Source organism: Burkholderia sp. B10 (assembly GCF_004368385.1).
Taxonomy (GTDB): Bacteria; Pseudomonadota; Gammaproteobacteria; order Burkholderiales; family Burkholderiaceae; genus Burkholderia; species Burkholderia vietnamiensis.
The window spans coordinates 1-24,715 of record NZ_PQMX01000012.1 but is presented as its reverse complement, the minus strand read 5'-3'; the positions used below and the strand labels follow the sequence as shown (position 1 = coordinate 24,715).

19 protein-coding genes and 1 pseudogene are annotated in these 24,715 nt (G+C 69.9%); 3 read left to right on the top strand and 17 right to left on the bottom strand.

Annotated elements, in window-relative coordinates; translation table 11 throughout:
* Positions 1-25 precede the first annotated feature (25 nt).
* From C3Y15_RS08715 to C3Y15_RS08695, 5 genes are all read right to left on the bottom strand, one after another.
* A complete protein-coding gene (locus C3Y15_RS08715) occupies positions 26-643 on the bottom strand; it encodes a 3'-5' exonuclease (protein WP_014724296.1) in 618 nt (205 codons plus the stop codon).
* 213 nt (positions 644-856) lie between these two features.
* The gene (locus C3Y15_RS08710) at positions 857-2,581 is read right to left on the bottom strand and encodes a tannase/feruloyl esterase family alpha/beta hydrolase (RefSeq protein ID WP_124259661.1); all 1,725 of its coding nucleotides are present in this window, start codon (positions 2,579-2,581) and stop codon (positions 857-859) included.
* A 28-nt stretch (positions 2,582-2,609) separates the two neighbouring features.
* Positions 2,610-3,749: a porin gene (locus C3Y15_RS08705; protein WP_011881189.1), complete on the bottom strand. Its 1,140-nt coding sequence runs from the start codon at positions 3,747-3,749 to the stop codon at positions 2,610-2,612.
* A gap of 67 nt (positions 3,750-3,816) precedes the next feature.
* Entirely contained in the window at positions 3,817-5,022 is a 1,206-nt protein-coding gene (mhpT, locus tag C3Y15_RS08700) for a 3-(3-hydroxy-phenyl)propionate transporter MhpT (RefSeq protein WP_011881188.1), read from the bottom strand.
* Between the two features lie 436 nt (positions 5,023-5,458).
* Complete coding sequence (locus tag C3Y15_RS08695) at positions 5,459-5,953, bottom strand: MarR family transcriptional regulator (protein ID WP_011881187.1); 495 nt, start codon at positions 5,951-5,953, stop codon at positions 5,459-5,461.
* 71 nt (positions 5,954-6,024) lie between these two features.
* Between C3Y15_RS08695 and C3Y15_RS32205 the strand changes: the two are divergent.
* Positions 6,025-6,180, top strand: a pseudogene (locus C3Y15_RS32205) (RNA polymerase subunit sigma-24); the annotation flags it as partial.
* Between the two features lie 283 nt (positions 6,181-6,463).
* On the opposite strand, the gene C3Y15_RS08685 reads toward C3Y15_RS32205, so the two are convergent.
* The 4 genes from C3Y15_RS08685 to C3Y15_RS08670 all read right to left on the bottom strand — a co-directional run bounded on the left by C3Y15_RS08685 (position 6,464) and on the right by C3Y15_RS08670 (position 12,551).
* A complete protein-coding gene (locus C3Y15_RS08685) occupies positions 6,464-8,224 on the bottom strand; it encodes an acyl-CoA dehydrogenase family protein (protein ID WP_059462807.1) in 1,761 nt (586 codons plus the stop codon).
* Positions 8,225-8,234: 10 nt separating this feature from the next.
* On the bottom strand, positions 8,235-10,139 hold the full coding sequence (locus C3Y15_RS08680) for a feruloyl-CoA synthase (RefSeq protein ID WP_069246579.1): 1,905 nt from the start codon (positions 10,137-10,139) through the stop codon (positions 8,235-8,237).
* Between the two features lie 99 nt (positions 10,140-10,238).
* The gene (locus C3Y15_RS08675; protein ID WP_034193741.1) at positions 10,239-11,690 is read right to left on the bottom strand and encodes an aldehyde dehydrogenase; all 1,452 of its coding nucleotides are present in this window, start codon (positions 11,688-11,690) and stop codon (positions 10,239-10,241) included.
* Positions 11,691-11,723: 33 nt separating this feature from the next.
* Positions 11,724-12,551: a p-hydroxycinnamoyl CoA hydratase/lyase gene (locus tag C3Y15_RS08670; protein ID WP_011881183.1), complete on the bottom strand. Its 828-nt coding sequence runs from the start codon at positions 12,549-12,551 to the stop codon at positions 11,724-11,726.
* A gap of 169 nt (positions 12,552-12,720) precedes the next feature.
* Between C3Y15_RS08670 and C3Y15_RS08665 the strand changes: the two genes are divergently transcribed.
* The gene (locus C3Y15_RS08665; RefSeq protein ID WP_011881182.1) at positions 12,721-13,614 is read left to right on the top strand and encodes a 4-hydroxyphenyl-beta-ketoacyl-CoA hydrolase; all 894 of its coding nucleotides are present in this window, start codon (positions 12,721-12,723) and stop codon (positions 13,612-13,614) included.
* 25 nt (positions 13,615-13,639) lie between these two features.
* Here C3Y15_RS08665 and C3Y15_RS08660 read toward each other — a convergent pair whose 3' ends face one another.
* The 8 genes from C3Y15_RS08660 to C3Y15_RS08625 form a co-directional block, all read right to left on the bottom strand.
* Positions 13,640-14,542 (bottom strand): SMP-30/gluconolactonase/LRE family protein, encoded by a 903-nt coding sequence (locus C3Y15_RS08660; protein ID WP_046428258.1) that lies wholly within the window; start codon positions 14,540-14,542, stop codon positions 13,640-13,642.
* Positions 14,543-14,593: 51 nt separating this feature from the next.
* Positions 14,594-15,619 (bottom strand): L-arabinose ABC transporter permease AraH, encoded by a 1,026-nt coding sequence (gene araH, locus C3Y15_RS08655; protein WP_069246581.1) that lies wholly within the window; start codon positions 15,617-15,619, stop codon positions 14,594-14,596.
* A gap of 93 nt (positions 15,620-15,712) precedes the next feature.
* On the bottom strand, positions 15,713-17,275 hold the full coding sequence (gene araG / locus C3Y15_RS08650) for an L-arabinose ABC transporter ATP-binding protein AraG (protein WP_041494252.1): 1,563 nt from the start codon (positions 17,273-17,275) through the stop codon (positions 15,713-15,715).
* Between the two features lie 20 nt (positions 17,276-17,295).
* Positions 17,296-18,300, bottom strand: a complete 1,005-nt coding sequence (locus tag C3Y15_RS08645; protein WP_014724284.1) for an arabinose ABC transporter substrate-binding protein — start codon at positions 18,298-18,300, stop codon at positions 17,296-17,298.
* Positions 18,301-18,380: 80 nt separating this feature from the next.
* Complete coding sequence (locus tag C3Y15_RS08640) at positions 18,381-19,310, bottom strand: Gfo/Idh/MocA family oxidoreductase (protein ID WP_011881177.1); 930 nt, start codon at positions 19,308-19,310, stop codon at positions 18,381-18,383.
* Between the two features lie 24 nt (positions 19,311-19,334).
* On the bottom strand, positions 19,335-20,264 hold the full coding sequence (locus tag C3Y15_RS08635) for a dihydrodipicolinate synthase family protein (protein WP_014724283.1): 930 nt from the start codon (positions 20,262-20,264) through the stop codon (positions 19,335-19,337).
* A gap of 50 nt (positions 20,265-20,314) precedes the next feature.
* Positions 20,315-21,673: an MFS transporter gene (locus tag C3Y15_RS08630; RefSeq protein ID WP_124259660.1), complete on the bottom strand. Its 1,359-nt coding sequence runs from the start codon at positions 21,671-21,673 to the stop codon at positions 20,315-20,317.
* A gap of 204 nt (positions 21,674-21,877) precedes the next feature.
* Entirely contained in the window at positions 21,878-23,629 is a 1,752-nt protein-coding gene (locus C3Y15_RS08625; protein WP_045578345.1) for an IlvD/Edd family dehydratase, read from the bottom strand.
* Between the two features lie 114 nt (positions 23,630-23,743).
* Here C3Y15_RS08625 and C3Y15_RS08620 point away from each other — a divergent pair, with 114 nt between their 5' ends.
* Positions 23,744-24,694: a LysR family transcriptional regulator gene (locus tag C3Y15_RS08620; RefSeq protein WP_014724281.1), complete on the top strand. Its 951-nt coding sequence runs from the start codon at positions 23,744-23,746 to the stop codon at positions 24,692-24,694.
* Positions 24,695-24,715: the final 21 nt, after the last annotated feature.

The window sequence follows — 24,715 nt, the reverse complement described above, 5'->3', positions numbered from 1 at the left end:
GCGCTCCCCCCACCCGCAAGCAGAATCACCGCCCCGCCGCCGACAACGAACCGAAGAACGTCGCAACCTTCGCCTTGCTCGTCGTCTGCAGACGCGACATGAGCCTGTGATCGACGTGCCGCAGCCCGTAAGTTTCGCCGATGTCGCGCTGCATCCGGCACCACAGATGGCTCGCGATCTCCGCGTCGACCATCGCGCGGTGCGCGCGGCCGGCCTGCGGCAAGCGCAGCAGGTCGGCGAGGCTCGACAGCCGGTGGCTGCGCGCATGCGGGTAGAGGCGCCGCGCCACCAGCATCGTGCATGCAAACGGATGGTCGGCCGCGACGCCGAGCGAGCCGAGTTCGGCCTGCCAGAATCGCTTGTCGAACCCCGCGTTGTGCGCGACGACCGGATGGCTGCCGACGAACGCGGCGGCTTCCTTCATCACCTTCGACACCGGCGGCGCCGTCGCGATCATCTCGTTCGTGATCCCGGTGAGCGCGACGACGTCGGACGGAATGCGGCGTCCCGCGTTCATCAGGCTCTGATAGCGGTCGACGATCTCGCCGTCGCGCAGCAGGATCACGGCGATCTCGGTCGCCCTGTCGCCCAGGTTCGGGGAAAGCCCGGTTGTTTCGAAGTCGAGTACCGCTACGGTTTGCATGCGCGAATCAACGGAAAGATACGTGGCGTGTCGGTCGCGACGCGTCGCGCCGACGGAAAGGCGCCATAGTATCCCGGGACACGGCCACCGGCCGCAACTGCCGCGCGCATACGCAGGCGCGGAGCCGCCGCCGTCGCCAGCGCGCACCCACAAGCAACCGCGGCGATGCGCACGCCCATCGACCCGAGCACCGCATCGCCGCTCGCCGCTGCGTCAACGACAACTGAAGCTCGCCGCCGAATTCACGTCGCCCGAGCCGTTGTAGCGCGCGACCTGCGGATACGGACACAACGGACGCGTGCGGCCCGCGCCCCACGACGTCGGCACCTCCGCATTCGGCAGCACGTTGCTCGCGTCGCGCGCAGTCGCGACGATCGCGGCCGGCGCCTGTCCCTGCTCGACCCACGCGACGAGCGGCGTCAGCATGTCGAACTGGTCGGCGGCCGGCCCGCCCGAGCAGTGATTCATCCCCGGCACCGGATAGAAGCGCGCGAAGCCCGACGCGTCGCCGCCGTTCGCCTGCGCGAGCCGCGCGTACCAGTCGCTCGTGTCGTTGAACGAGAACACCGGGTCGCCCGTGCCGTGATAGACGAGCAGCTTCGCGCCGCGCGACTTCAGCGCCGCCAGGTTCGTCTCGTCGGGCGGCGTCATGAACGCCCACGACGACTGCGTGTACACGCCGTTCGACGCGAAAATCGCCGGCGCGTCGCGGTCCATGTCGAAGCCGAGCGCGAAGCCGGCGAGATTCGCGAGCGTCGCGGCGGTCTGCGGCGGCGTCATGAACGTGAACGCCATCGCGGCCGGGTCGAGCACCACCGAATTCGACTGCTTCCACGCGGCCCATCCGCCGCCCGCGATGCCCGGATCGTACGGGAAGCTCGCGTAGAGCGCCGCGCCCGCGCTGTTTCGCGCGCCCGCGAACACGTTCCCGATCGCACGCTTCTGCGCGCTCGTCAGGCACGCGCCGGTGCGCGTGTCGTTCGCGCAGGTCGGGACGTCCGTGTCGATGCTGAAATGCGCCTGGCACGCGGCGACGTCCTGCACCATCCCGTCGGCCGCGCCATCGAGCGCGTCGCACTTGTCGAGAATCTTCTGGCCGACGAGCCGTCGCTCCGCGTCGGTAAAGCCGCTGCGGATATCGGGCAAGCCATTCGCGCCGGTCGCCGACGCGATCTGCGCGAACTGCTGCGCGCCGTACATCTCGCCGATCGCCGCCTTCGGCAGATGGAAGCCCGGATCGCCGGCGATGATCCCGTCGTAGTCGCCTGCGTTGCGCGCGGCGGTCACCATCGCGTGCCGCCCGCCGTTCGAGCAGCCGCCGAAATAGCTGCGATCGGGCGCCTTGCCGTACGCGAGCCGGATCACCTGCTTGGCCATCGGCGTGAGCGCGTCGACCGCGCCGTAGCCGTAGTCGAGCCGCGCCTGCGGATCGAGCCCGAACAGCGGGTTCTGCGCGGCGCTGTGCCCCGAATCGGAGCTGATCACCGCGAAGCCCTGGTTCAGCGCATTGGTCAGCGGCCCGCCGCCGCCCACCTCGCCCGTCGCGGTCACGACGTTGCCGTCGAGCCCGCCGTTCGCCTGGTAGAAGAAGCGACCGTTCCACGCCTTCGGCAAGCGCATCTCGAAGCCGATCGCATAGGTTTTGCCGTCCACCGCGCTCACGCGCTCGTTCATCTTCCCTTCGATCACGCAATGCTCGGCGATCGGCTTGCCGGCCACGGCGAGCGCGCCGGCGGCCGCGGTCGTCACCGACGTGAACGACGTGTTCGCATACGACAGCTTCGCGGCGAGCGCGTCGCAGGTCTGCGTCATCGCGGCCGGCGTCGCGGCGCTCAGGTGCGTCGGCGCGGCGTTGACGGAATCGTCGCCGCCGCAGCCGGCGAGCAGGGCCGCTACGGACAGCGGCGCAATGCACAACAGTGCAGATTTGCTGTTCAAGATGGCTCCCATTCGTCAGGATCGCTGATCAGAACATGTGGCGCACGCCGACCATCGCGCCGAGCTGCCCCATCCCCGCGCCGGGCGTCGTGCCGGCGCCGCCGCCGCTGACCGCGTAGCGCGCATGCGCGCTGTTCCACAGATACGACGATTGCGCATAGACGGCCGTGCGCTTGCTCAGCAGGTAGGTCGCGCGCAGCGTGGCCATCGTCGCGCGCGTGTCGTGCGCGCTGTTGACGATCCGGTAGCCCTCGCCGTCGACGATGAACGCCGGCTTCACCGCATACGACGCGCCGACGAAGAACAGGTCCGAATGCGCACCCGGCGCCGCCGGCGAACCGGTCGACACGCGCCGCCCGATCCAGCCCGCGCCGAGCCGCGCGCCGGCCGCCTGCGCATAGGCGCTCACGTGCGTGCGCGCATCCTTGCCGCCGCTGCTCGTGAACGGCACCGGCGCGACGCCGTCGAAGAAGTTCGCGGCCGCGCCCGTGCCGCCGCGCTGCTCCTCGTACGACGCCGCCGCGCCGAAATACGCGCTGTCGTACTTGAGCATCACCGACCAGTTGCGGCACTGGACGGCGTCGCCCGGCACCTGTCCCGCGCACGTGCCCTGCCCCGGCGAGTTGCCGGTGCCGGCGCCGTCGCGCCCGAACGAGTAGGCGGCGCCGAGCGTCACGCCGCGATACGTGCCGACGTAGGTCACGGCGTTGTCCGCGCGGCCGTTCGGCACGTAGGCGTCGAACGAGCCGAGCCCGTAGATGTCGGGGCCGATGATGTCGGCGCCCTGCAGCGCGAGATAGGTCATCGTGTACTGACGGCCGAAGGCCAGCGTGCCGAAGCCGCTCTTCAGCCCGACGAACGCCTGGCGCCCGAACAGCCGGCCGCCCTGGCCGAGATCGCCGCCGCGCACGTTGAAGCCGCTTTCCAGCGTGAACACCGCCTGATAGCCGCCGCCGAGATCCTCCGTGCCGCGCAGCCCCCAGCGCGACGGCAGTTCGCCGGTCACGCCCGGCATGCGCACGACGTGATCGCCGGCCGCGTTCGCGTGCGACACGAACTCGACGCCCGTATCGATGATTCCGTACAGCGTCACGCTCGACTGCGCGTGGGCGCCGGACGCGGCGAGCGCGCATGCGCCGGCCGCCAGCAAGGCTTTGGTGTGCTTCATGTCGATTGTCTCCATACCTGCGTCGAATTCGCGCTCTGACGGCGCTCGTGGTTGAAAGTGGAAAGCCTCAGTCCTGCGCGGCCGGGCGCCGGATCAGCACCAGCGCGGCGATGGCGGCCACCAGCGTGACCGGGATGCTCGCGCCGATCACGACCGACGCGCTGCGGCCCATCGCGAGCAGCTGGGCGGCGGCGAGCGGCCCGACGACCGAACCGAGCCGCCCGACGGCCACCGCGGAGCCGACGCCGGTGCCGCGCATCGCGGTCGGGTAGTAGATCGCGGCGAGCGCATAGAGCACCGACTGGCCGCCGACGACGAACATCCCGGCGGCAAACGCGGCCACGGACAGCCACAGCAGCCCCGGCGCGATCGCCAGCGCCGCGAGCGACAGCACGATTCCCGCATACATGCCGCCGACCACGCGCGACGGGCGCAGCCGATCCATCGACATGCCGATGCCGAGCACGCCGAGGCCGCTGCCGATGTTGAAGAAGATCTGCACGATGCCGGCCTGACTGCGCGCGAGGCCCTTCGCGGCCATCAGCGACGGCAGCCAGTTCAGCAGGAAATACAGCACGATCAGCGTGCAGAAGTAGCTGAGCCACAGCGCGAGCGTCGTGCCGGTGCGCGCGCCGCCGAACAGCGTGTGCCCGACCGTCGGACGCGCGGCGCCCGAGGCGCTGACGTCGAGGAACGCGCGCGATTCCGGCAGCAGCGCGATCAGCACCGGCGCGAGCAGCAGCGGCCCGACGCCGCCGACGTAGAAGATGTGCCGCCATTCGGCGTCGCCGGCGAGCAGCACGCCGATCAGCGACGCGATCACGCCGCCGAACGGAATCCCGCAGTACATCACGGCGACCGCGCTGCTGCGCGAGCGCGGCTCGACCGATTCGGACGACAAAGCGATCAGGTTCGGCATCGCGCCGCCGAGGCCGAGACCCGTGAGCGCACGCACCGCGACCAGCATCGCAAAGCCCGACACCTGCGCGGTCGCGATCGACAGCAGCCCGAACAGGCACACCGACGCGATCAGCACCTGCTTGCGGCCGATGCGGTCGGCGAGCCAGCCGCCGAGCATCGCGCCCGGCAGCAGGCCGAACGTGCCCGCGCTGAACGCGAGCCCCATCTGCGAAACCGACAACCCGAATTCGTGGGCCATGCGCGGCGCGGCGACGCCGACCGACTGCAGGTCGAGCCCTTCGAGCAACGCGATCGCGAAACACAGGCCGAGCGTCGTCGCGACGGCCGGCCTTGCGGCAACGGAAGTGTCCATGTCGTCTCCAAACCGCGCGGCATGCCGGAAGGCAGCCGCGGCGTCCTTGCTTGTTATGGTGGTCGGGCCGCGCCAATTTATCAGGTAGCCTGATTAACAGCCCGAAATAAAATCCCGTCTGGGACGCGATGATTTAATAACAGGTAACCTGATATTTCAAGTGCAGCGAGCGCGGTGTTAACCCGCAACGCAGCGGGAATCAAAGCCGCGTTGCATCGTGTTGCGGTGCGATGTGGGCAGCGGTGGGGTTGCGGGACGGGAAACTGCGAGGGGCAGGGGTAACGCGAGGGCGAGGGCGAGGGAAGCGGAGGCGGAGGCGGAGGCGGAGGCGATAGCGGTAGCGGCAGCGGCAGCGGTAAGAACAAGCGCCACGCCGCGGCACGACTCGACACGGCAACGGCGTCGGCGGCCACGGCCGCCGCAGCCGCCGCGATACTCAGTCGCGCAAATTACGCACGAACAGTTCGAGCGTGCGCTGCACCTGCGCGACGTCGTCGCTGCTCACGTCGTCGCCGAGCATCCGGCGTTCGAGCGGCCGCAGCACCTGTTCGCATTCGCGCAGGATCGCCGAGCCGGCGTCGGTGAGGCGCAGCAGGATCACGCGACCATGGCTCGGATCGGCCTCGCGCGTCACGAAGCCGCGCGCGGCCATCGCGACCATCACCTCGTTCGCGGATTGCGGCGTGATGAACGAGCGCACCGCGAGCTGCGCATTGGACAGCGCGCCGCGCACCTCCAGCACCGACAACGCCGTGTACTGCGCGAGCGTCACGCCGAGCGGCGCGAGTGCATCGCTCATCTGGCGGCGCAGCAGCCGGTCGAGATTGCCGATCAGATAGGTGAGCCGCTGCTGCGCACGCATGCGCGGCCTGGCTTCGGTGGCGCGGGCCGTGCGCTTCGCGCCGGCCGGTTTGACGGGTGTCGAACTCATGAACGTGTCGGTAGGAGAATCGCGGGCCATCTTACCTCACCGGGGCGGCGTGACGGTCCGAGGATGCGCGGCTCGTCGATGCGCTGCGCGACGACCCGGCGCTCGCACGCTATCACTGGCTGCCGACGGTACGCGGCGACCTGCGCGCGAAGCTCGGCCGCGCCGCGGAGGCGACGCGCAACGCGCGCGAAAGGGCATTGCCGCTCGGACGCGTGGCCGATGCATGACCTGCGGTGGCGGATGCGGCACGTCGCGCGCGCGGGCCGCCTGCGCATGGCTGCGGCCAGCGGGCAACAGTCCGTGACAGGTGAAGCAGCGCGCCAGATTCAGACGCTCCACCCGGGACGTCCGAACGCGACGGCAACGACAACGGCGACTGCACCATGCCGCTGCGTGCGCCGTGCGGATGGCCCCGAAGCTCACCCACGAATCCCCCGCGCACCGACCCACAGGCACCCCGTCCCCGCCGCCGCCTCGCTCACCTTGGGCACACGGCAACGCAACGAGCCCCTACCCCGCCATAGCCGCCACACGCGGCAGCCCCGCGCGCAAGCCGGCATCGACCAACGCGAGCCGGTGCGTGAATGCCGCGAGCGGATAGTCGAAGAAGTACCCACCGACCTCGCGCTTGTCCGCACGAAACGGATCGTCCGCCGCCCCCACACCGACGATGCGCAGCGTGCGCGCCCACGCGAACGCGAGCAGCAGCCAGCCGAGCAGCGCGAGATAGTCGTCCGCGACGCGGTACGGCAGCTCGGGATCGCCGTCGCTCGCGTCGAGCAGCGCCGCGCTCACGCGCTCGACCTCCGTGCACAACGCGGCCACCCGCGTTCCGGCGGCGCGCGTGAGCGGGTCCGCCCGCGCGTCGCCGCACGCGGCCGCTTCCGCGCGAATTCGCGCCAGCAACGCGCCGAGCGCGTCGCCGCGATCGCCGAGCACCTTGCGCACCAGCAGATCGATCGCCTGGATCTCGTTGGTGCCCTCATACAGCATCGACACGCGGCAATCGCGCAGCGTTTGCTCGATCCCGTATTCGTGCACGTAGCCGTAGCCGCCGAACACCTGCAGCGCATTCGACGCGGTCGCGAAGCCGTTCGCCGTGAAGAACGCCTTCGCGACCGGCGTGAGCAACGACGCGAGCTTCGTCGCCGCGTCTCGCGCCGACGCGTCCGGGTCGTGCGCGGCGACGTCGAGCCAGTGCGCGATCCAGTAGCCGATCGCACGCTCGCCTTCGACCGTCGCACGCGCATCGAGCAGGATGCGGCGGATCGCCGGGTGTTGCGCGATCGACGCCGCGCGGCCCTGCACGCGTTCGCCCGCATACGCGGACGCAGCCTGCCACGCGCTGTGCGCGTGCCCGACGCCCTGCATCGCGACCTGCAGGCGCGCCGCGTTCATCATCACGAACATCGCGGCCAGCCCGCGATGCGCGTCGCCGACGAGCCAGCCGAGCGCCGCGTCGAAGCGCATCGTGCAGGTCGGGCTCGCCTTCAGCCCCATCTTGTGCTCGATGCCGTCGCACCAGATGCCGTTGCGCACGCGCCCGCCCGCCGCGTCGAGCCACTTCGGCACGACGAACAGCGACAGCCCCTTCGTGCCGGCCGGCGCATCGGGCAGCCGCGCGAGCACCAGATGCACGATGTTCTCGGTCAGATCGTGGTCGCCGCCGGTGATGAACAGCTTGCTGCCGCTGATGCGGTAGCCGTCGCCGGTCGGGTCCGGCGCCGCGCGCGTGCGCAGCAGCCCGAGATCGCTGCCCGCCTGAGGCTCGGTGATGCACATCGTCGTCAGCCATGCGCCGCTGGCGATCTTCGGCAGGATGTCGCGCTTCACGCGCGCGCAGCCGTGCGCGCTCACGCAGGCCACCGCGCCGTGCGTGAGCCCCGGCGACATCAGCCACGCGTGGTTCGCGCCCGCGAGCATTTCCTGCAGCGCGACGTCGAGCAGATGCGGCAGCCCCTGGCCGCCGCACGCCGGATCGAGCGCGAGCGTCGGCCAGCCGGCCGCGACGTAGTCGCGATACGCGTCGCGAAAGCCGGCCGGCATCGTCACGTCGGCGCCGTCGAAACGGCAGCCTTCGACGTCGCCGCTCGCATCGAGCGGCGCGATCCGCTCGGCGACGAAACGCGCGGCTTCGTCGAGCACCTGCTCGGCGACGCTTACGTCGAGATCGGCCCAGTCCGGCACGCGGCGCCACAGCGCCGGCGCATCGAGCCATTCGCCGATCACGAACAGCATGTCGCGCAGCGGCGCGCGATAGGTGGCGCTCATCGTGCGCCCCTCATGCGCGGCGCGGCGCGCTGGCGACGATCACGCCCGCGTCGGCCGCATCCGGCCCGTACATCGCGTCGACCACCGCCGCGCGATGCGCGAGCACCGCGCGCTGGTTGATCGAACCCTTGTCGGTGATCTCGCCGAGATCGAGCGACGGCGGCGTGTCGAGCACGCACAGCCGCGTGACGAAGCTCGCGCTGCCGGTCGCATCGCGGTTCAGCCGCACGAGCAGTTCCGCGAAGAACGCGCGCACGGCGCTCGCCTGCAGCACGGCGCGAACGTCGGCGTCCGCCGCCGCGCCGGCCAGGCGACGGCAATCGTCGATGCGCGGGAAGATCATCACGCCAACGTCGTCGCGGTTCATTCCGGTGATCACCGCGTCCTGCACGTACGGCGCGCCGTTCGACACGATGCGCGTGCGCATCGGCCCGACGCTCACGAACGTGCCCGACGACAGCTTGAAGTCCTCCGCGATGCGCCCGTCGAACATCAGGCCGATCTCCGGGCGCGCGGGATCGACAAAGCGGACCGCGTCGCCGCTGCGGTAATAGCCTTCGTCGTCGAACACTTCGCGCGCGTCGTCGCCGCTCGCGCGCCAGTAGCCGGCCATCACGTTCGGCCCGCGAAAGCGCGCTTCGAGCTTGCCGTCGACCGGCACCAGCTTCGCGTCGCAGCCGGGCGCGGGCAGGCCGATGTAGCCGGCGCCCGACATCGGCCCGGTCGTGAACATGCACGACGGTGCGGCTTCGGTCATCCCGAGGCCCGCCATGATGCGGATACGCTCGCCGCAGTGCGCGAGCGTCACGCGCTCGAGCCGGTCCCACGCCGCCTGCGACAGCCCCGCGCCCGCGAAGAAGTACATCCGGACGCGCGAGAAGAACGTGTCGCGCAGCGCGGCGTCGGTCTCGAGCGCGGCCGCGAGCTCCTCCCAGCCTTTCGGCACGTTGAAGTACACGGTCGGCGCGATCTCGCGCAGGTTGCGCAGCGTCTCGGCGAACTTGCCGGCCACCGGCTTGCCGTCGTCGATGTACAGCGTGCCGCCGTTGTACAGCGCGATGCCGACGTTGTGGCTGCCGCCGAACGTGTGATTCCACGGCAGCCAGTCGACCAGCACCGGCGGCTCCAGCCCGAATTGCGGGAAGGTTTCGAGCAGCATCTGCTGGTTGCTGCACAGCATCCGGTGCGTGGTGGGCACCGCCTTCGGCAGCCGCGTCGATCCCGACGTGAAGAGGAATTTCGCGATCGTGTCGCCGGTGACCGCGTCGTGTGCGGCATCGACGCCCGCCGGCCGCGTGTCGAGCAGCGTCGAGAACCGCGTGACGCCGTCCATCCCATCGGGCGCGGTCACGACCACGCGCTCCACGTCGCTCGGCACCGCGGCGTCGAGCGCGGCGCGGAAGGCCGCGCCGTCCGACGCGAACACGAGCCCCGGCGTCAGCAGCGCGAGCGCATGGCGCAGCTTGCCGTAATCGCTCGACACGAGCGAATACGCCGGCGACAGCGGCGCATGCGGAATGCCGGCCCACATCGCGCCGAACGCGAGCTGCAGATGCTCGAGGTCGTTGCCGGACAGGATCGCAATCGGCCGCTCGGCCGACAGCCCGCGATCGAGCAGCGCCTGGCCGATCGCGCGGGCGCGCTCGAGCATCTGCGCATAGCTGATGCCGATCCACGCGCCGTCGGGGCCGCGCCGCGCGACCAGCCAGCGGTCCGGGTGCGCCTGCGCGCCGCTGACGAGCCGGTCGGTGAGCCGGCGCGGATACGCGCCGAGCGCGCTCGCCGCGCGCAAGGTCCAGCAGCCGTCGCGTTGCGCGATCTCCGGCGGCGCCGTGCCGATCGCCACGGGGCGATAGCCGGCGGGGACGGGCTGCACGACGGCCGCGTCGCGCAGTTGGGGTCGTTCCGCATCCACGTTCTGTCTCCGTTCGACTCCGCCCGGCGCGCTCGCGCATGCGGGCGGAGACTTCGTTGTGTCGTTATAGAGTGGCGGCGCCGCGGCGCCGGGTGCTGCTCAAATCGGGTAATGGCGCGGCGTGGTCTGGACGGTGATCCAGCGCAGGTCGGTGAACTCGGCGATCGACGCCTTGCTGCCGAACCGGCCGTAGCCGCTCGCCTTCACGCCGCCGAACGGCATCTGCGCCTCGTCGTGCACGGTCGGCCCGTTGATGTGGCAGATGCCCGATTCGATCCGCTTCGCGAGCTGCATCGCGCGCGCGATGTCGCGGCTGAACACCGCGGCCGACAAACCGTATTCGCTGTCGTTGGCGGCCGCGAGCGCCGCTTCGTCGCCGTCGACGCGCTGCACGGTCACCACCGGCCCGAACGATTCGTCGGCGTAGAGCTGCATCTCGCGCGTGACGCCGTCGACGATGGTCGGCTGCATCACCGCGCCGTCGACCTCGCAGCCGAGCGGCAGCGCGGCGCCGTGCGCGTGCGCATCGGCGACCATCGCGGCGATCCGCTGCGCGGCCGCCGCGCTTTCCAGCGTGCCGAGCACGACGCCCGGCGCGGCCGGGTTGCCGGCCTTCAGCGTGCGCGCCTTGGCGACCAGCCGTGCGACGAACGCATCGGCGACCTTGCGATCGACGATCACGCGCTCGGTCGACATGCAGATCTGCCCCTGGTTGAAGAACGCGCCGAACGCGACCGCATCGACCGCCGCGTCGAGATCGGCGTCGTCGAGCACGAGCACGGGCGCCTTGCCGCCGAGTTCGAGCAGCGCCGGCTTCAGGTGCTGCGCGGCGAGCGTCGCGACGATCCGGCCCACGCGCGTCGAGCCAGTGAAGTTCACGCGCCGCACGGCCGGGTTCGCGATCAGCCGCTCGACGATCGCCGGCGCATCCTGCGGCGCGTGCGTGATCACGTTGACGACGCCGTCGCCGAGCCCCGCGTCGTGCAGCACGCTGCCGATCAGCCGGTGCACGCCCGGACATCCTTCGGAGGCCTTCAGCACGACCGTATTGCCGCACGCGAGCGGCATCGCGAGAGCACGCGTCGCGAGGATCACCGGCGCATTCCACGGCGCGATCCCGAGCACCACGCCGCACGGCTGGCGCACGGCCATCGCGATGCTGCCCGGCACGTCGGACGGAATCACCGCGCCGTCGATCTGCGTCGTCATCGCGGCGGCCTCGCGCAGCATGTTGGCGGCGAGCATCACGTTGAAGCCGTACCAGTTCGCCATCGCGCCGGTTTCCGCGCGGCCGGTCTCGATGAATTCGCCGGCGCGCGCGTCCATCCGGTCGGCCGCTGCCAGCAGCCGGCGGCGGCGCTCGGTCGGCGCCAGCGCCGCCCACGCCGGGAACGCGCGCGCGGCGGCCGCGACGGCGGCGTCCGCATCGGCGAGCGTCGCCGCGGCCGCGCGCGACGCGACCTGCCCGGTCGCCGGATCGATGCGGTCGAACGTCCCGCCGTCCGACGCGCCGCGCGACACGCCGTCGATCAACAAACTCACTTCGTGCATTTCGGTGTCTCCTCTCAGGTCTGGCCGCGCGCGTCAGCGCTTGTACGCCTGCAGGCCCGGCTTGATGCTCTTGTCGTCGAGGAACTGCTTGAGGCCCTGCTCGCGTCCGCCTTCCGGATCGCGATAGTTGGCCTGGTCGAGCTTCGCGTACAGGTAGTCCTCGTTCTGCTCCCAGGTCAGCTCGCGGCAGCGCTTGAAGCCGTGCTTCGCGTTGCGGATCACGACCGGATTCTTGTCGAGCAGCTTCGCCGCGAGCGCGCGCACTTCGTCACGCAGCTGCGCGCGCGGCACGCTCTTGTTGACGAGCCCCATCCGCGCGGCCTGCTGGCCGGTGAACGTATCGCCGGTCATGATGTAGTAGAGCGCCTCGCGATGCCCGACGGTGTCCGCCATCGCCTTGCTGACGAGGTTGCCCGGCGGGATGCCCCAGTTGATTTCCGACAGCCCGAACACCGCCTCGTCGGCCGCGATCGCGAGGTCGCAGGCGACCAGCGGCGAGAATCCGCCGCCGAAGCACCAGCCGTTGACCATCGCGATCGTCGGCTTCGCGTACATGCGCAGCAATTGCCACTGCCAGCGGCTCGCGTCGCGGCGAATCTTCTCCTGCAGGATTTCCGGGCCCGCGTCGATCTCGCGGAAGTACTCCTTCAGGTCCATCCCGGCCGTCCATGCATCGCCTTCGCCGGTCAGCACCAGCACCTGCGCGTCGGCGTCGAGCTCGATCGCCTCGAGCACGTCGATCATCTCCGTGTTCAGCGTCGGGCTCATCGCGTTGCGCTTTTCCGGACGGTTCAGCGTCACCCATGCGATGCCGCCCGCGACCTCGACCTTCACCGTTTTCCAGCGCCCTTCGTAACCCATCTTCGTTCTCCAATGACAGTGCCGCCCCGTGCGACTCGCAACCAATTTACTATCAGGTAACCTGATATGTAAAGTAGAATGGAAGCGGCTCGGGACAAACCCCTAAACGGGCGCGCAAGGCGGTTTTGGCGCGGCGCCGGCCGGCCGCTCACGACATGAGGAGACACGCTTGGACATCGACAACCTGATCGCCATCGACACGCACGTGCACGCCGAAGTGTCGTGCTGCCAGCCGCCGGACCTGTTCGCGAAGGCGTTCGACGACGCGGCCGACAAGTATTTCGGCACGGTGCTGAAGCAGGGCCGCCGGCCGACGATTCCGGAGACGATCGCGTATTACCGCGAGCGCCGGATCGGCTTCGTGATGTTCACCGTCGATTGCGAGAGCAACATCGGGCGGCGGCGCATTCCGAACGAGGAGATCGCGCAATTCGCGCAGGACAACGCGGACGTGATGATCGCGTTCGCGAGCATCGACCCGCACAAGGGCCGCCTCGGCGCGCGCGAGGCGCGCCGGCTGATCGAGGAACACGGCGTGCGCGGCTTCAAGTTCCATCCGACGATGCAGGGATGCTTTCCGAACGACCGGCTCGCGTATCCGGTCTACGAGGTGATCGCCGAATACGGGCTGCCGGCCGTGTTCCACAGCGGGCATTCGGGAATGGGGTCGGGGATGCGCGGCGGCGGCGGGCTGCGTCTGAAGTATTCCGAACCGATCCATCTCGACGACGTCGCCGCCGACTTCCCCGACATGAAGATCGTGATCGCGCACCCGTCGTGGCCGTGGCAGGAACAGGCGCTGTCGATCGCGCTGCACAAGCCGAACGTGTACATCGACCTGTCCGGCTGGTCGCCGAAGTATTTCTCGCCGGAACTCGTCAAATACGCGAACACGTTGCTCAGGCACAAGGTGCTGTTCGCGTCCGATTTCCCGCTGATCCGGCCGGACCGCTGGCTGGAAGACTTTCACGGCGCCGGGTTCCGGCCCGACGTGCATCCGCTGATCCTGAAGGACAACGCGGTCGCGCTGCTGGCGCTGCGTCAGGAAGCGGCGCAGGCGTGACGCGGCACGCCGCGCCCGGCCGCGCTCAGCGCGCGCGCTTGCCCGCGAAGCGCGCGGTCGGCAGCCCCGCGTAGCGGGTCACGGCGACGAACACGCCGCCGGCTGCGGCATCGTCGGCGAGCGCCGCGTCGTCGAGCCCGACGCGCGCGCTGGTCACGTACAGCCGGCCTTCGCCGTCGAGCGCCGCACAGCTCGGCTGCGCGGTCGGCACGGCGACGCGGTCGGTCTCGACGCCGTCCGGCCCGTAGCGCACCACGCGCCTGCCGCCCCACTGCGCGTTCCACAGCCCGCCGTCGCGGTCGACCGTCGAGCCGTCAGGATCGCCGTGCGCATCGGTCAGCCGCGCGAACCCGCGCACGTTGGCCACGTCGCCGCCCGCGCGGTAATCGCAGACGAAGATCTCGCGCACCAGCGAATCGCAGAAGTACATCTTCGCGCCGTCCGGCGAGAACGCGATGCTGTTCGCGATCGCCGCGGGCGGCAACGCGAGCCGCTCAAGCGTGAGATCGGCATCGAGCCGGTAGAACCCGCCGAGCGCGCGCGGCGGCTCGCCGCCCTCGTCCTTCATGCCGAACACGAACGCACCGAACGGATCGCAGCGGCCGTCGTTCAGCCGCGTCGGCAGATCGGGCTCGACGTCGACGATCCGCGTGAACGTGCCGCTGCGCAGATCGAAGAACGCGAGATGGGTCGCGAGCCCGACCAGCAGCACGTCGGACTCCTGCGTGAGCGCGAAGCACGCGAGCCGTTCGGGCATCGGCCACTGCGCGAGTTCGGAGCCGTCCGCGCGGCAGCGCCACAGCCGCGCGCCTTCGATGTCCGTCCAGTACAGCGTGTGCGTCGCGTCGCACCACGTCGCGCCTTCGCCGAGCGTATTGCGGCTGTCCACCAGCAGCTGGGCCGCCGCGCCCGGATGAGTCTGTTGCATGCCGTCTCCCGATATCTGTCTCGTTCGCAGGCGGCCGCGCGTTCGCGTCGGTCACATCTTCATCGCGCGCCGCTGGTTGCGACGATACTGGTCGAACAGCACCGCGAGCAACAGAATTCCGCCGCGTATCAGATATTGGTAAAAGGTCGGCACGTTCAGCAGGCTCATCGCGTCCTGCACCGAGCCCATGATCAGCACGCCGACCAGCACGCCGGAGATCGTCGCGACGCCGCCCGTCAGCGACACGCCGCCGAGCACGCACGCGGAGATCACGCCCAGTTCGAGGCCGACCGACGTTTTCGGGTCGCCGAGGCTCATCCGCGACGCGAGCATCACGCCGGCGAAGCCGGTCACGAGCCCCTGCAGCACGAACACCATGATCTTGATGCGCATCACCGGCAGCCCGGCGAGCAGCGCGGCCTCGCCGTTGCCGCCGACGGCCAGCACGTTCTTGCCGAACACCGTCTTGCGCAGCAGGAAGCCGAACGCGACGAAGCCGACGATGTTGCTCCAGATCGGATACGAGATGCCGAGGAACGAGCCGCCGCCGAGATCGAAGAAGCGCTCCTCGGAGATCATCACCGCATCGCCGTTCGACGTGATGAACGCGAGGCCGCGCACGACCTCCATCATCGCGAGCGTGACGATCAGCGAGTTGATGCGCCAGCGCGCGATCAGCACGCCGTTGACGAGCCCGACCGCGCCGCCTGCGAGCACGCCGGCCACGACGCCGAGCACGACGCTGTGCGTCGCGGTGATGAGCGTCGAGGCGACGACGCCCGAGAACGCGACGATCGACGCGACCGACAGGTCGACTTCGCCGAGCGCGAGCACGAACATCATCGTCACCGCGATCGAGCCGATCAGCGTGACCGACAGCAGCAGGCCCTGGATGTTGCGCGGCGTGAGGAAGTCCGGCACGGTCGCGGACAGCACCGCGAACAGCATGATGAACACCATCACGATGCCGGAGCGGTTGATCAATTGCCACGCGCCGCCGCGCGCGCGCGGCGGTACGGCCGCGGCCCCGGAATCGGGGGACGGAGAACTACGTTGGGGTTGCATTGCCTGGCTCATATCGATTGCTTCCGGTTGACTGCGGGCTAGGGCCTGTTCACGCCAATAACGGGCTTGCGCCGGCCCCACGACCGAATTTTTTCCAAGCAGGCCCTAGCGCGGCAGCGCGAGCTTGATCAGCGTGTCGGGCGTGGCCTGCGCCTTCGCGACCTCGCCCGCGATGCGCCCTTCCTTCATCACGATGATGCGGTCCGCCACGCCGATCACTTCGGCGAGATCGCTCGACACGATGATCACGGTGCGGCCCGCTTCCGCGAGTTCGTAAAACAGGTTGTAGATTTCGGCGCGCGCGCCGACGTCGATGCCGCGCGTCGGCTCGTCCATCAGGAACACGTCGATGCGCTCGGCCAGCCAGCGCGCGAGCACGACCTTCTGCTGGTTGCCGCCCGACAGCGCGCCGATCGGCGTGTCGCCGTCGCGCGTCTTGATCGCGAGCCGCTCGATGTACTTCTGCGCGAGCTCGCGCTCGCGCCGCCCGTCGAGCAGCATGCGCGCCGGGCTGAAGTGGCGGCGCGCGCTGATGTTCAGGTTGTCGGCCACCGACGCGATCGCGACGATGCCCTCGTGCTTGCGGTCCTCCGGGCACAGCGCGATGCCGGCGCGCACCGCGTCGCGCGGGCTCCTGAACGCGACGCGCGCGCCGCCCAGCTCGACGTGCCCGCCGGTCGGACGCACGGCGCCGTACAGCAGCTTCATCAGCTCCGAGCGGCCTGCGCCGACCAGCCCGAAGAAGCCGACGATCTCGCCGCGCCGCGCGGCGAACGACACCGGCTCGGACAGGCCGGGGCCGGTCAAGGCCTTCGCCTCGATCATCACGTCGCCGGCCGCGCGCGGCCGGTAGCCGTAGACGTCCTCGATCGAGCGGCCGACCATGCAGCCGATCAGCCGGTCGCGGTCGAGATCGGCGACCGACTCGAACGTCTCGATCCGCCGGCCGTCGCGGAACACCGTCACGCGATCGCACAGCGCGTCGACCTCCTCCATCCGGTGCGTCACGTAGATGATCGCGCGGCCCTGTTCGCGCAGCGAGCGGATGATGCGGAACAGCTGCGTCGTCTCGCGCGCCGACAGCGAGCTGGTCGGTTCGTCGAATGCGATCACGCGCGCGTCGCGCATCAGCGCCTTGCCGATCTCGATCATCTGGCGCTGGCCGATCGACAGGTACTTCACCGGGATGTCGGGATCGATGTGCTCGCCGAGCCGCTCCAGCGCGTCGAGCGCGCGGACGGCGAGCGCGCGTTCGTCGACCACGCCGAGCCGGCTCGGCAGCTGGCCGAGCATCAGGTTTTCCGCGACCGTCAGCTCCGGCACCAGGTGCAGTTCCTGATAGATGATCGCGATGCCGGCCTCGAGCGCCGCGCGCGTCGACGCGAAACGCTGCTCGGTGCCGTTCAGCGTCAACGTGCCGGCCTGCGGCTGGTTCACGCCGGACAGCACCTTCAGCAGCGTCGACTTGCCGGCGCCGTTCTCGCCCATCAGCCCGTGCACCTCGCCCGCGCGCACCGCCAGCGACACGCCGTCGAGCGCGCGCACGCCCGGGAACGTCACCGTGATGCCGTCGAGCGCGAGCAGCGCGCCGCCGGCAGGCGGCGTCGCGGCGCCGGGCGTGGCCGCCGCGCCGTTGCCGGGCGCGGCCGTGATCGTCTGCATCGTCATCGCGTCGTCGCCCCGCACGTTCAGATGCCCAGCTCGGCGCGCACCGCCTGCCAGTTCGCGCGCGTCATCAGCTTGCCGCTCGTCTGCGTGTCGGCCGGCGGCATCTTGCCGTTGCGGATCCAGTCGACGAGGTTCTGCGTGCTGTCCTTGCCGTGGTTCGTCGAGCTGACCGCGATCGTCCCGTAGAAGCCGGTCGGCTCCTTCTTCTGGAACTCGGCGAACGCCTCGCCCGCACCGTTGATGCCGACGCCGATCACGTCCGCGGCCGGGATGTGCAGCTGTTCGGTCGCGCGCACCGCGCCGAGCACGGTCTCCTCGTTGAGCGCGTAGACGACCCATTTCTTCACGTTCGGATGGCGCGCGAGCACCGGCGCGGCCGCGCTGAAGCCGCCTTCGTCGTCGGTCGTCTTCTGCGGCGCGTCGAAGATGTTCTCCTTGCGGAAGCCGTTCGCGAGCAGCGCCTGCGTCGCGCCGTCGGTGCGCAGCTTGGCGGTCGGCAGCTCGTAGTTGGTGATGCGCAGCGCGCCGACTTCCTCGGGCTTCCAGCCGCGCCGCTTCATCTCGTCGGCGATCGCCTGGCCGACCTGGTTGCCGATCTTGGTCGCCGACATGCCGAGGTGCGGCACGTTCGGCAGCGGCTTGCCGGTCGAGTCGACCAGCTGGTCGTCGACCGTCACGAACTTCATGTTGTAGCGCTTCGCGCGCGCGGCGATCGCCGGCCCGAGACGCACGTCCGGCGCGCAGATCACGAAGCCCTGCGCGCCCTGCGAGCCGAGGTTGTCGATCGCGGCCAGCACCTTCTCGCCGTCCGGCGTGCCGATCTTCACGACCGAGAAGTTCTCCTTCTGGCCGAGCGCGGCGGCCGCGTTCTGCTCGTTGATGAACCATGCCTGCTCGGGCATCTTCACCAGGAAGCCGATCTTCAACGGCGCGTCGGCGTGGGCGGCGCCCTGCATCCCGAGCGGCGCGATGCAAAGCGCGGCGAGCAGCGCGCGCAGGGTGTGTCGGCGAATCGTGCGGTTCATGCGTGTCTCCTTGTATTGGCTTGGGTCTTCAAGTTGCTTCGTGCGCGGCCGCGCGCAGGATGGCGCGCGCCGGCACGGGTTCAGCGGCCGAACGCGTCGGTGCCGACGCGTCGCCCGAACAGGAACGCGTCGGCGACGAGCCGCAACGGCCGCGCGTCGACGTCGCTTGCACCGCGGGCGATCAGCGCGTGGAACTGCGCATACAGCGCCGCATATTCACGCTGCGGCCCGAGCTCGACCGGCTCGCCGGCGATCGACAGTTGCGCGCCGCCGCGGCTGATCGCGAGCACGCCGTCGGACGTGTCGACCGCGATCTCCCACTGCTCGACGGGGCCGTGCCGCCAGTCGAATTCGGCGTGGACGGGCACGCCGTCCGTATCGGCGCAATCGAGCTCGGCCGCGATCGGCATCTGCGCGTCGCTCGGCACGTACAGCGTCGCCTCGCGCAGCACCAGCTCGCGCGGCAGGATCCGCGTGACGATCGACAGCGCGTTGATGCCGGGGTCGAACACGCCGAGGCCGCCCGGCTCCCAGATCCATTGCTGGCCCGGATGCCAGCGCCGCACGTCCTCCTTCCAGCGCACCTGCACCGCGCGGATCGTGCGCGTCGCGAGCCACGCGCGCGCCGGTTCGACGGCGCTCGCGCAGCGCGAGTGCCAGGTCGCGAACAGCGTGAGGCCCCGCTCGCGTGCGAGCGCGTCGAGTGCGGCCACTTCGCCGAGCGTCGCGCCCGGCGGCTTCTCGAGCATCACGTGCTTGCCGGCTTCGAGCGCCGCGCGCGCCTGCCCGTAGCGCACCTGCGGCGGCGCGCACAGCGACACCGCGTCGAGTTCCGGCTCGGCGGCCAGCAACGCGGGCAGGTCCTGATAGTTGCGCACGCCGTTGACTTCCGCATGACGGCTCGCGCAGGCGGTCAGCGCGAACCCCGGCTCGGCGGCGATCGCCGGCAGATGCTGGTCGCGTGCGATCTTGCCGATCCCGACGACGCCCAGCGAAATCACCTTGCTCATCTGCGCTTCTCCTTTGCGGTTCGGTCAGTGCGCCCAGCGCAGCACGAGCGGATCGAGCCGGCGCGCGATCGCGATCAGTTCCGCGCGGGTGTCCGGATGCAGCTCGGGCATCGGATGCCGCGGCCGCTCGCATGCGATCACGCCGCCTTCCTTCATCAGCGCCTTGGCGGTCAGGATTCCGGACTGGCGGTTCTCGTGGTTGATCAGCGGCAGCCACGTCTGGTAATGCGCGAACGCTTCGTCGTGGCGGCCGTCGCGGAACGCTTCGAGGATCGGCCGGATGCCGTCCGGAAAGCCGCCGCCGGTCATCGCGCCGGTCGCGCCCGCGTGCAGGTCGGCGAGCAGCGTGATCGCCTCCTCGCCGTCCCACGGACCCTCGATCGCGTCGCCGCCGAGCCGGATCAGTTCGCGCAGCTTGTTCGCGGCGCCCGGCGTTTCGATCTTGAAGTACGCGACCTGCTCGATCTCGCGCGCCATCCGCGCGAGCAACGGCGCGGACAGCACGGTGCCGCTCGCGGGGGCGTCCTGGATCATGATCGGGATGTCGATCGCATCGGACACGCGCGCGTAGAAGTCGAAGATCTGCGCTTCGGGCACGCGAAACGTCGCGCCGTGATACGGCGGCATCGCCATCACCATCGCCGCGCCGAGCTGCTGCGCGCGCAGGCTGCGTGCCGCACAGACCTGCGTGCCGTAGTGCGACGTCGTGACGATCACCGGCACGCGGCCGGCCACGTGTTCGAGGATGGTGCGCGTGAGCACGTCGCGCTCGTCGTCGGTGATCGCGAACTGCTCGGAGAAGTTCGCGAGGATGCACAGCCCGTCCGAGCCGGCGTCGATCATGAAATCGACCGCGCGCTTCTGGCTCGCGAGGTCGAGTTCGCCGGTGTCGGTAAACGTCGTCGGGACGACGGGGAAAATGCCGCGATAGCGCGGCGTGCTGCTCGATGTCATGGTTCGGTCCTGCGTCGGTCGAAGCGGCGGTCAGCCGCAAAACAATCCATTCATGATTCGCGGGCGAAGGCGCGCGCGGCCGGTTCGGGCGTGCGCAGCGCCGCGCGCACGACGAACGTCATCAGCACCGCGAACAGCAGCGTCGCCGCGAGAAAGTACAGGCCGGCCGCGAGGCTGCCGGTCGCCGCCTTGATCAGGCCGATGCCGTACGGCCCCGCGTAGCCGCCGAGATTCGCGAGCGAGTTGATCGCGGCGATACCGACCGCCGCGCTGGTGCCGCTCAGGAATTCGCCGGGCAGCGCCCACACGACCGCCTGGATCGAGTAGAGCGAGAACGCGGTCAGGCAGATGAACGCCAGCTGCAGCGCGGGCTGCCGCACCCATGCGCTCGCGGCCATCGTCAGCGCGGCCGCCGCCGATACGACGACGATGTGTCCGTAGCGCTCGCGCTTGCGGTCCGAATGGCGCGGCACGATCAGCAGGCCGAGCACCGCGAACAGGTACGGCACCGCGGACAGCAGCCCGGTGGCCGCATCGCCTGCGCCGAATGCGTGGATGATCGTCGGCAGCCACAGCGACAGCCCGTAGATGCACAGCGGAAACGGCAGGAACAGCGCGGCGAGCAGCAGCACGCGGCGATCGCGCAATGCGGCGAGCGGGTTGCGGTGCGAATCGGGGCGATACGTGTCGCGGTCGGCGGCGAGCTGGTTCGCGATCCAGCGGCGCTCGACGTCGTTCAGCCAGCGCGCGTGCGCGGGCGACTCCGGCAGCAGCCGCAGCGTCGGCCACGTGAGCAGCACGGCCGGCAGGCCGCTGACGACGAACAGCGTCTGCCAGTCGGACAGGCCGAACAGCCCGTGCGTCGACAGCAGCCAGCCGGCCAGCGGGCCCGTGACGATGCCGGCGAGCGGCTGCGCGAGGACGAGCAGGCCGATCACGCGCGCCCGGTCGCGCATCGGGAACCATTGCGTGAGGAAGTACAGGATGCCGGGATAGAGGCCGGCTTCGGCCGCGCCGAGCAGGAAGCGCAGCACGTAGAAGCTGGTGGGGCCTTGCACGAGCGCCATCGCCATCGTGATCACGCCCCACGTCGCGAGGATGCGCGCGAACCACACGCGTGCGCCGAAGCGGCCGAGTGCGAGGTTGCTCGGCACTTCGCAGAGGAAGTAGCCGATGAAGAAGAGTCCGGCGCCGAGGCCGTACGCGGCGTCGCCGATGCCGACCGCCGCGTTCATGTGCAGCTTCGCGAAGCCGACGACCGTACGGTCGACGTACGCGACCACGTAGATCAGCGCGAGAAACGGCACCAGCTTGCGCGTGAGCAGGCGGGTCAGCTGCCGCTCGTCGACGGCTGCCGGCGAGTCGGACTGTTCCGCCGCGGGGTGCACGGGCGTGTACTGCGTCGTCATCTTGTCTCCTGTCGGTCCACGTTGGCGCTTTAGCGCCTACGTGGACCCCATGCTTCGCGGTCGACGTGCGTTAGCGCTTTAGCGCTTACGCACGTCCCATGCTTCGCGGTCGGTCCGCATTGGCGCTTTTGCTCGCACCCGGCGCATATCCCGATCTCCACCCGACCGCACCGCGCTCCTCATCCCTACGCCGCCACCCGCCGTTCAATGCGAATGGCTCGGCACGTCCGCGCCGCGCGTGCCGACCAGGAAGTCGAGGTCGCAGCCCTCGTCGGCCTGCATCACGTGATCGATGTAAAGCCGCGCATACCCGCCCTTGCCGAGCTGCGCGGATACACCGGGCGCCGCCGTCGGATCGACGTCGGACAGCCGCCGCTGCAGTTCGTCATCCGTAATGTCTAGATGCAGCGTGCCGGCCTCGCAGTCGAGTTCGATCCAGTCGCCGTTGCGCACCGCCGCCAGCGGGCCGCCGGCCGCCGCTTCCGGCGCGACGTGCAGCACGACCGTGCCGTACGCGGTGCCGCTCATCCGCGCGTCCGAGATCCGCACCATGTCCTTCACGCCCTGACGCAGCAGCTTCGGCGGCAGCCCCATGTTGCCGACCTCGGCCATCCCCGGATACCCGCGCGGCCCGCAGTTCTTCAGCACCATCACCGAGCTGGCGTCCACGTCGAGCGATTCGTCGTTGATCGTCGCCTTGTAGTGCTCGAGGTTCTCGAACACCACCGCGCGACCGCGATGCTTGAGCAGCTCGGGGCTCGCCGCCGACGGCTTCAGCACCGCGCCGCGCGGCGCGAGATTGCCGCGCAGGATGCAGATGCCGCCGTCCGCGATCAGCGGCCGGTCGAGCGGACGGATCACCTCGTCGTCGTAGTTCGGCGCTTCGCGCACGTTGTCCCACAGCGACTTGCCGTTGACCGTCAGCGCGTCCGGATGCGGCAGCAGCCCGCCTTCGCCGAGCCGGCGCAGCACGGCCGGCAGGCCGCCCGCGTAATAGAACTCCTCCATCAGGAAGCGCCCGGACGGCATCAGGTCGACGATCGTCGGCGTGTCGCGGCCGATGCGCATCCAGTCCTCGAGCTCCAGCGGCACGCCGATGCGGCCCGCGATCGCCTTCAGGTGGATCACCGCATTGGTCGAGCCGCCGATCGCCGCGTTGGCGCGGATCGCGTTCTCGAACGCGGCGCGCGTCAGCACCTTCGACAGCACGAGCCCTTCGAGCGCCATCTCGACGATGCGGATGCCCGACATGTGCGCGAGCACGTAGCGGCGCGAATCGACGGCCGGAATCGCCGCGTTGTGCGGCAGCGCGACGCCGAGCGCCTCGGCCATGCACGCCATCGTCGACGCGGTGCCCATCGTGTTGCAGGTGCCGGCCGAGCGCGACATCCCGGCTTCGGCCGACAGGAAGTGATGGAGGTCGATCTCGCCGGCCTTCAGCGCTTCGTGCAGTTGCCACACGGCCGTGCCCGAGCCGATGTTCTTGCCTTCCAGCTTGCCGTTCAGCATCGGGCCGCCCGACACGACGATCGCCGGCACGTCGCAGCTCGCCGCGCCCATCAGGAGCGCCGGCGTGGTCTTGTCGCAGCCGGCGAGCAGCACGACCGCGTCGATCGGGTTGCCGCGGATGGCCTCTTCGACGTCCATCGATGCAAGATTGCGCGTGAGCATCGCGGACGGCCGCAGGTTCGATTCGCCGTTCGAGAACACCGGGAACTCGACCGGAAAGCCGCCCGCTTCGAAGACGCCGCGCTTCACGTGCTCGGCCAGCTTGCGGAAATGGGCGTTGCAGGGCGTCAGTTCGGACCACGTATTGCAGATGCCGATGATCGGCCGGCCGTCGAACTCGTGATCGGGGATGCCCTGGTTCTTCATCCAGCTTCGATACATGAAGCCGTTCTTGTCATTGGTGCCGAACCATTCGGTGGAGCGCAGCCTGGGTTTTGTTGCCGACATCGTCAGTCCTGTGGTGACGGGATACCGGCGCAGTCTAGGCAGAATTTTGATAACTCGCTAATGACGTTTTAGGCGATTACGATATCGATTCCGATATCGATATAAACCCGTACGATGACCGAAGCCAGCCCGTGGGGAAACCGCAATCGCCTGAAGACGCGCCAGTTGCTGCTGGTCGTCGCGCTCGCCGACGAAGGCAGCATTCACCGCGCGGCGGCCGCGCTGAGCATGACGCAGCCGGCCGCGTCGAAGCTGCTGCGCGAGCTCGAGGAGTCGATCGGCGCGGTGCTGTTCGAGCGGCTGCCGCGCGGGATGCGGCCGACGCTGTACGGCGACGCGCTGATCCGCCACGCGCGCGCCGCGCTCGGCAGCCTCGATCAGGCGCGCGAGGAGCTGGCCGCGCTGAAGGCCGGGCATCTCGGGCATGTCGCGGTGGGCGCGATCACGTCGCCGGGCCTGCGGCTGGTGCCGCCGGCCGTCGCGGCCGTGAAGGGCACGCACGCGAACGTGCGCGTGTCGGTCGCGATCGACACCAGCAACGCGCTGCTCGAGCACCTCGCGCAGGACAAGCTGGACATCGTGCTTGGCCGGCTGTCGGCCGAGCACGACAAGCTGCATCTGCGGTACGAGCCGCTGACCGGCGAGCCCGTCGCCGCGGTCGTGCGGCCGGGCCATCCGCTGCTCGCGCAGGCGCCGCTGTCGCTCGCCGATGTGCAGCGCGCCGCGTGGGTCATGCCGCCGGCCGGCAGCGTGCTGCGCCATCGCTTCGAACTGGTGTTCCAGCGCGCGAGCCTCGCGCCGCCCGTGAACGTGGTCGAGACGGCCGCACTGCTGTTCATCACGCAGCTGATCGAGCAGAGCGACATGATCGCGGTGCTCGCCGAGGATGTCGCCACGTACTACGCGCGCCACGGGATCGTGTCGGTGCTGCCGCTGCAGATGGATTGCCGGATGGACGATTTCGGGATCATCACGCGCACCGACCGGCTGCCTTCGCCGGCCGTCGAGGTGATGGCCGATGCGCTTCGGGCAGCGGCGCGCGACGTGTATGGTGTCGCGCTCTGAGGTGGGGGAGCGGGTTGGCGG